The sequence below is a fragment of the Herpetosiphonaceae bacterium genome, assembly GCA_036374795.1.
Taxonomy (GTDB): domain Bacteria; phylum Chloroflexota; class Chloroflexia; order Chloroflexales; family Kallotenuaceae; genus LB3-1.
On record DASUTC010000009.1, the window covers coordinates 1 to 7,623 of the forward strand.

The window sequence follows — 7,623 nt, forward strand, 5'->3', positions numbered from 1 at the left end:
CGGGTGGCGCGATCGTCGTGCCGCTCCGGGTCGAGGTCCAAGCCACCTGGGAAATCCCCCACACGGGTATGGCGGAGTGACCCGGCTGTGCTTCCTTATCTGCACCCGCCGCGCGACCCCATAGACGTCGAGTCCTGCTGCATCCCTACCCCGTGGCGTACGCTCCCCCTGACTGACTCCGTGGAGTCAGCCCGCATCCTCAGGACTTTGTACCTGCTCCGCGCTCGTCCTCTGTGCGTCCGCTATCTGGACCTTTGGTCTTGGCTCCGGTCTACGACCGTTGGTAGGATGGTGCCGTGCGCGTTCGTTCCTCATCGCTGGATTTCCCCCACTTCCGCAGCACCCATGACTGACTCCTTCACCCCTGTGCTTAAGGTCGTGTCACTATGCCAACTACGCTCCGTCGCTCACGTCCGCTGACCCTGCTCTGGTGCTTCCTGCTGCTTGGCAACCTGCTACCCATGGCAACGCCTGGGCATGCCCAGGCGGTCCAGGATGCTGCCGCTCGCTTCTGGTGGCAGCGTCAGAACATACCCGGTCGTCGCTCGCTGCCAGACGCACCGGCTGGCGTCACGCCGCCGGTCGTCGCCGTCCCCCCGGTGGATCAGCAGCAGCGCCTCGCCCAGCTTCAGGCACGAGCCGCAGCCGAGCAAAACCGCGAGCGTTCGGCCCCAGATCCCATCGCATACTACACGACCTACGTTCCGCTGGCGGGCGATGCCAGAACCACCGCGTCGCCGGATGCAGCGATCACTGCGCCGGTTGAGCTTCCCGCCTATCGCACGGCAACCAGCCGCACCTACCAACTTCCCAACGACCGGTGGCGCACCGAGATCGCGTCGCAGCCGATTCATTATCAGGCTCGCGATCAATGGCTGCCGTATGCGCCCACCCTTCAGCCCGCCGCGCAGACAGCGGATTCGCCGCCAGCCTATCGCGTCCACGGCACCGATCTCGACCTTCGCTTTGTCGCGCCGACTGCGAGTCGCCCACTCCCACCTGACCGCCACCTGGTCGACCTGAGGGCGGGCGAACTCACGCTCGGCTGGACGCCCCAGCACGTTCGTTTGGCGCAGGCCACCACCGACGGCGCGCAGATCACCTATCAGAACGTGCTGGACGGCGTGGACCTGCGCTACACCGCGACCGGCCCTGGGGTCAAAGAAGATCTGATCTTTGCCCGCCCGCCCGCCTCCGACTTTACATTTCGCTCCACCTTGCAGATCGCAGGCGGTACGCTTGTTCAAGATGGACAGCGCATTCTCGTCCTGGATCAGGCCGGACGACAGGTGTGGACAATCTCAGCACCGTTCCTGATCGACGTGCAAGGAGCGACCACACCTGATGTTCGGGTGGCATTGCAGCCGCGTGGTGCTGGACACTACACGCTCACCTACACGCCGAGCGCCGCGTGGCTTGCCGATCCGGCGCGCGCGTACCCGGTCACGCTCGATCCCACATTGACGGCAACGTTGAGCGGCGATACCTATGCCGCATCAAGCGATCTCGACGGAGATCAGCATCACGCCGAGAACAGCATGCTGCTCGGCAGTTCGCCAAGTGGGGCGACACGGCGGCTCTACCTTCAGTTCAGCTTGCCGTGGCTCCCCACGGGGATTACCGCCGCCGATATTACGGACGCCACGCTGCGCCTGTACCAGTATCAGGACGATCATGGCGGCGCGTACAATGTCACACTGTATCGCACCATCGATCTCTGGGTTGAAGCCGACGTGAACGGGACGAATGAACCGGGCCGGGCGGCAACGCCCAGTCCGATCGCCGCCACGGTCCGTGCAGGTGCTAATTTCAAGTCGTTCGCGGTGACGACCATTGCCCAGGCGTGGTATGCCAATCCCCAGCCAAGCGGGGAAAAGGGTCTCACGATTGTCATGGCGAACGAGGCACAGGCAGGCGGTCGATTCGCGACCAACCAATGCGCGCCGAGCGACTCGCCCTGCCATGATGGTACAACCGCTGAGGTGCGTCCGCTGCTGACCGTCGACTACACGATTCCGCAGGCGCGACGCAACGAGCTGTACCTGACCCAAAGCCTGACCTTTTCGCCACAGGCCGCAGCGCCGCAAAACGCGACGGTGACGGCCACCTTTACCGTGAAGAACACGGGGAATCGGCGGGTGCGCGTTCCGAGATTTCGCGTTGGTATGACGCGTCTCTCCACCGGGCAGCCCGATCACTTTCCTGCCACCGCTGAGATCGAGCTTACCCCTGGTGAAAGCTATACCTACACCCGGAGCCGAACATTTGCTGATGCCGGTCGCTATGAGGGCCGGGCTGAATTCTTTGATGGAAATTCCTGGCAGCGCATCTATATTCCCAAAGATAGCACCACGCTCGCCAACACCCGCCAGTACACGATCCAGTCTTCCCGTCCACCCCGCCATGCCCGAACCCTTGGCACGCGCGGCAAGAACGGACGCGCCGGCGAGCCGGTGAACACCTCGACGGGCAACTTCTCGTCAACCGCCATCGATGCCACGCTCACGGACGCTGGTCTCTCGATCGCGCTGGGCCGCACCTTCAACAGCCTGGATACCGCTACGGTCGGCAGCTTTGGCCCTGGCTGGGCGGCCACCTACGCCGAGCGGCTGATCCGGCAAGAGGATGAGTCGGTGATTGCCGTGCGCGACGACGGGCAGCAGGTCTTTTTTGCCGCCGGATTTCGCGAGGAGATTCGCACCACGCCTGAAGACGACGACGGCGATATTGGAGAAGTGGTGTACACCCCAGACGGCTCGTACACCACGGACGACGGCGGAGATCTCACGCTGGCGCGCAATCTCACCACGGGCGCATGGACGCTCACCGATTCTGATTTCACCGTCACGACCTTCGACGCCGACGGTCGCTGGCAGACCATCACGGATCGATCCGGCTCCACGCTGACCGCCACCTACACCGGCGCGGAACTCGCCTCGGTGCGCTCCGCCAATCACACCTGTACGTTTGGCTGGACCAACAGCCGCGTCACGGCGATCGCCTGTCCTACGGGGACGCTCCTCTATACCTACGACGGCACAAATCGTGTGCAGCAGGCCACCGATCTCACGGGCGCTGTCACCAGCTACAGCTACGACGACAGCCACCGCATCACGCGGATCACCGACGGCGCAGGGCGGCTCGTGGTCGAGAATGTCTACGACGCCGAGGGCCGCGTGGCCCAGCAGCGCGAAGGCAGCACCACCTGGACGACCTTTAATTACAACGACGGCACCCGCACTACCACCTATGTCGCCGCCGACGGGCAGCAGCTCACCGATACCTATGACGAGCGCGACCGGCTGCTGCAGCGCGTGGATGCGCTGGGCCAGACCGAGCGTTACACCTACGACGCCGATGATCATCTGCTGACCTACACCAACGCGCTCAACGCCACCTGGGCGTACACCTACGACGCCAATGGCAACGTGCTGACCGAAACCGATCCGCTCGGCGCGACCTGGACCTATACCTACGATGCCCGCAACCAGCGCACCAGCGCCACCGATCCGCTCGGCCACACCACCCGCTCCAGCTACACGGGCGCGCAGCTGACCGCGATCGAGAACCCGCTGGGCGGTCAGCGCCGCTACGAGACCACGCCCACCGGGCTGGTGCTCAGCGAAACCAACGAGCTCGGTCACACCATCCGCCGCACTTATACCGCCACCGGCCAGATCGCCAGCGAGACCGATGCCCTGGGCGCGACGACGACCTACGCCTATAACGCCGCTGGTGACATGATCGCGATCACCGACGCGCTGGGCCACACGGTGCGCTCCACCTACGACGCCGATCACCGCGTCACGCGCATCGAGGCCGCCGATGGCAGCGTGACCCAGTTCACCTATGACGCGGTGGGCAATCTCGTCCGCGAAACCAATCCGCTCGGCGCGGCGCGCCAGTTCGTCTACGACGGCAATCATCGACTGATCGGCGAGACCGATTTTACTGGCGCGGTGACCGAGTATTTCTATGATGAAGTCGGGCGGCTGAGGCGCACGGTGGATGCGCTGAACCAGGCCACGACCCAGACCTACGACGCGGCGGGCCGGCTGGCGGCGCGCACCGATCGCACGGGCGCGACCTGGACGTTCACCTACGATGCCGCCGGACAGGTGATCGCCGAGACCGATCCGCTGGGCCGCCAGATTCGCCACGAGTACGATGCCGCAGGCCGCGAGATTCGGACCATTGATGCGCGGGGTAATGCTGTCAGCCGCACCTACGATCCGCTGGATCGGGTGCTGACCGAGACCAGCCGCCTGGGTGCCGTGACCACCATGACCTACGATCCGCTCGGACGGCTGATCAGCGAGACCGATGCGTTGGGCAAGACCACGCGCTACGAGTACGACGCGGCGGGCCGCTCGCTGCGCACGATCGACGCGCTCGGCAATGTTTCGACTGCCGAGTACGATCCGAACGGACGAATCCTGAAAGAGATCGACCGGCTGGGCGCGGTCACGGCCTATCGCTACGATCGCCTCGGATGGCTGATCGCGACGACCGATCGCCGGGGTGGTGTGACCGAAACCCGCTACGACGCGCAGGATCGACCCACGCTGGTGATCGACGCGCTGGGTAATCGCACGGCGACGGTCTATGATGCCGCAGGCCGTCGGCTGCGCGAGATCGATCCCCGCGGCGTGTCGCGCTCCTGGACCTACGACGCCCAGGGCCGGGTGCTGACCGCCACCGATGGTGTCGGCGCAACCACGACCACCGAGTACGACGCGCTGGGCAGTCCCATCCGCGTGACCGATGCGCTGGGCGGCGTGCGGCAAATCGCCTACGATGCCGAAGGCCGCGTGACGGCGGAGACGAATGCGGCAGGCCAGACCCGCACGACCACCTACGATGCGGTCGGGAATGCCGTGCGCGTGACTGATCCGCGTGGCTTTGCCGAGACGACGACCTACGATCCCAACGATAATCCCGTCGCCGTCACCGATGCGCTGGGTGGGATCACGCGCACCGAGTACAACGCCGACAACCAGTCGGTCGTGGTGATCGACGCGCTCGGCCATCACGAGACGACCGAGTACGACCGGCTGGGCCGCGTCACCGCCACCCGCGATCCCTACGGCGCGACGACCAGAACCGCCTACGACGCGCTGGGTCGCCCCCTGAGCACCACCGATCCCCGTGGTGCCATCACGCGCACCGAGTACGACGCCGAGGGCCGCGTGGTACGCGAGATCAACGCGCTGGGCCATGCCACCACCACCGCTTACGACAGCGACGACGCGCCGCTAACGATCACCGATCCGCTCGGTCGGCGCGCCCGGACCGAGTATGATCTGCTGGGCCGCGCCATCACCGAGATCGATGCGCTGGGCTTCGTGACGCGCACGGAGTACGATGCCGCAGGCAACGTGGCGCGGACGATCGATCCACGCGGCGCGATCACGAGCTTCCGCTACGACAACGAGAACCGCCAGATTGCCCAGATCGACGCGGCAAACCACGTCTGGCGCACCGAATACGACCTGCTGGGCCGGGCGATTCGCCGGATCGATCCGCTGGGCAACGCGACCATCACCGACTATGACGCCGTGGGCAATCCCATCAAAATCACGCAGCCCGGCGGTCAGGCACTGCGGCTGGTCTATGACGCCGCCAATAACCTGATCGCGCAGATGGACGGGCGCGGCTTTGTCACGACGATGGCCTATGATGCCCGCAACCGGCGCACGGCAACGACCGATCCGCTTGGTCATACCACGCGCACGGAGTACGACGTGCTGGACAACACGACCGCCGAGGTGAGCGCCACGGGCCAGCGTGTGCGCATGACCTATGACCAGGCCAGCCGCCTGATTAGCGTCAGCGATCCGCTCGCGAACGCGATCCAGGTGCGCTATGATCCGGCGGGCAGCCTGATCGAGACGCTGGACGGCAACGGGCATCGCCGCCGCGCCGAGTACGACCTGCTGGGCCGTCTCATCACCACGAGCGACGCGCTGGGCAATCGGACCCGGTTCCAGTATGACCCGGTAGGCAACCCGATTCTGGAGCAACGGCCCAACGGCGCGCGGATCGCCACCCAGTACGACGCGCTGGATCGCCCGGTTTCGGTCGCGCTGTCGGGCGGCGCCACGGAAACCACCACTTACGACGCCACCAGCAACGTCATCGCCAGGAGCAGCGCGGCTGGCACGCAGACCACCACCTACGATCTGCTCGGTCGGGCGGTCGAGATGCGGGACAGCACCGGACACACCGTGCAATGGCGCTACGACGCGGCGGGACGGCGCACGACCACCATCTATCCCGATGGGCGCGCGTCAATCGTCGCCTACGACGCCAACGGCTGGCCCAAGGAGATCGCCGATCGGCTGGGCAACACCATCACCGCCGCCCACGATGCCAATGGCAACCTGATCGATCTGCGCTATCCCACCTCGGCGCTGCGCTGGAACTACGATAGCGCGGGCCAAGTGACAAGCGTGCTGAACGAGGGCAACAACGGCGCGTTCGCGGCCTACGAGTACACCCTGGATGCCAACCACAATCGCACGCAGGAGCGCATCTCGGCGCTGACGCTCGGCGGCCTGGTGACGCTGGAGGAGACCGCCTACCGCTACGACGCCGCCGACCGCCTGATCCAGAGCGTGCGGAGCGGCGCGACGACCACGCGGCTTGAGCAGCAGATCCGTTACGATGCCGCCGGGAATCGCACCGCGATCGACGTGACCGAGGGCGGGACGAGCTGGAGCCAGCGCTGGCGCTACGACATCGCCGACCGGTTGCTGGAGCAGACCGACTCGCGGACCGGCAGCACGACCTTCAGCCATGATGCCGCCGGACAGCGGCTGAGCGCCACAGGCAGCATTCGGCAGCAGTACGCCTACGACGCGCGCGGTCGGTTGATTCGCGTGACGACGCTGGATGCCGCCGGAGCGCCGCAGGGCAGCCAGACGGCTCGCTACGACAGCCTCAACCGCCGCATCGTGGTCGAAGATCGAGCGGCAGATGGATCGCTGAGAAGCAGCGAGCATACGCTGTATGACGAGGACGGCTGGGATGTGCTGATGCAGACGACCAGCGGAGAATCCCCGCAGTGGTTCGTGACCGCGCCGCAGGGCATGAGTCATCTTGGCATCGAGCAGGACGGCGCGATGCGCTTTGCGCACCTGGACGGACAGGGCAGCTACGTGGCCTACACCGACCGGACCGGCGCGCCGACCAGTGGGCTGCCCGCGACCTACGCCGATTGGGGCGCGGTCGAGCGCGGGGCGGAGGCGCTGGATGGCGGCTACGGCTACACGGGCCACCGCCACGACGCGAACGGGCTGGTCTATGCCCGCAATCGCGCCTACGACCCGGCGACCGCGACCTGGCTGACGCCCGATCCGTTCCCGGCGGTGGAGACCGAGCCGGGCAGTCTCAACCGCTACAGCTACGTGCGCGGCAACCCGATCACCCGTACCGATCCGCTGGGCCTGTTCGACACGGATCTAGCAGCAGCCGAGACGAGCACGATCTCGGTGCAGGCCAGCGGTGCATGGACGGATGGCGGCGACGAAGGCGAGGAGCCGACGTCAGCAGGGAGCCATGCGCGGGCGCAGCGGGAGAGCGCCGTGGCCCACGGAAGGAGCGGGATGCGCTGTGGCTCGC

General features: G+C 66.1%; 1 protein-coding gene. It reads left to right on the forward strand.

The window, feature by feature from the left end; all coding sequences use genetic code 11:
* Positions 1 to 386: 386 nt before the first annotated feature.
* Positions 387 to 7,623: RHS repeat-associated core domain-containing protein (locus VFZ66_00550; GenBank protein ID HEX6287641.1), on the forward strand; the 7,237-nt coding region annotated here is incomplete at its 3' end.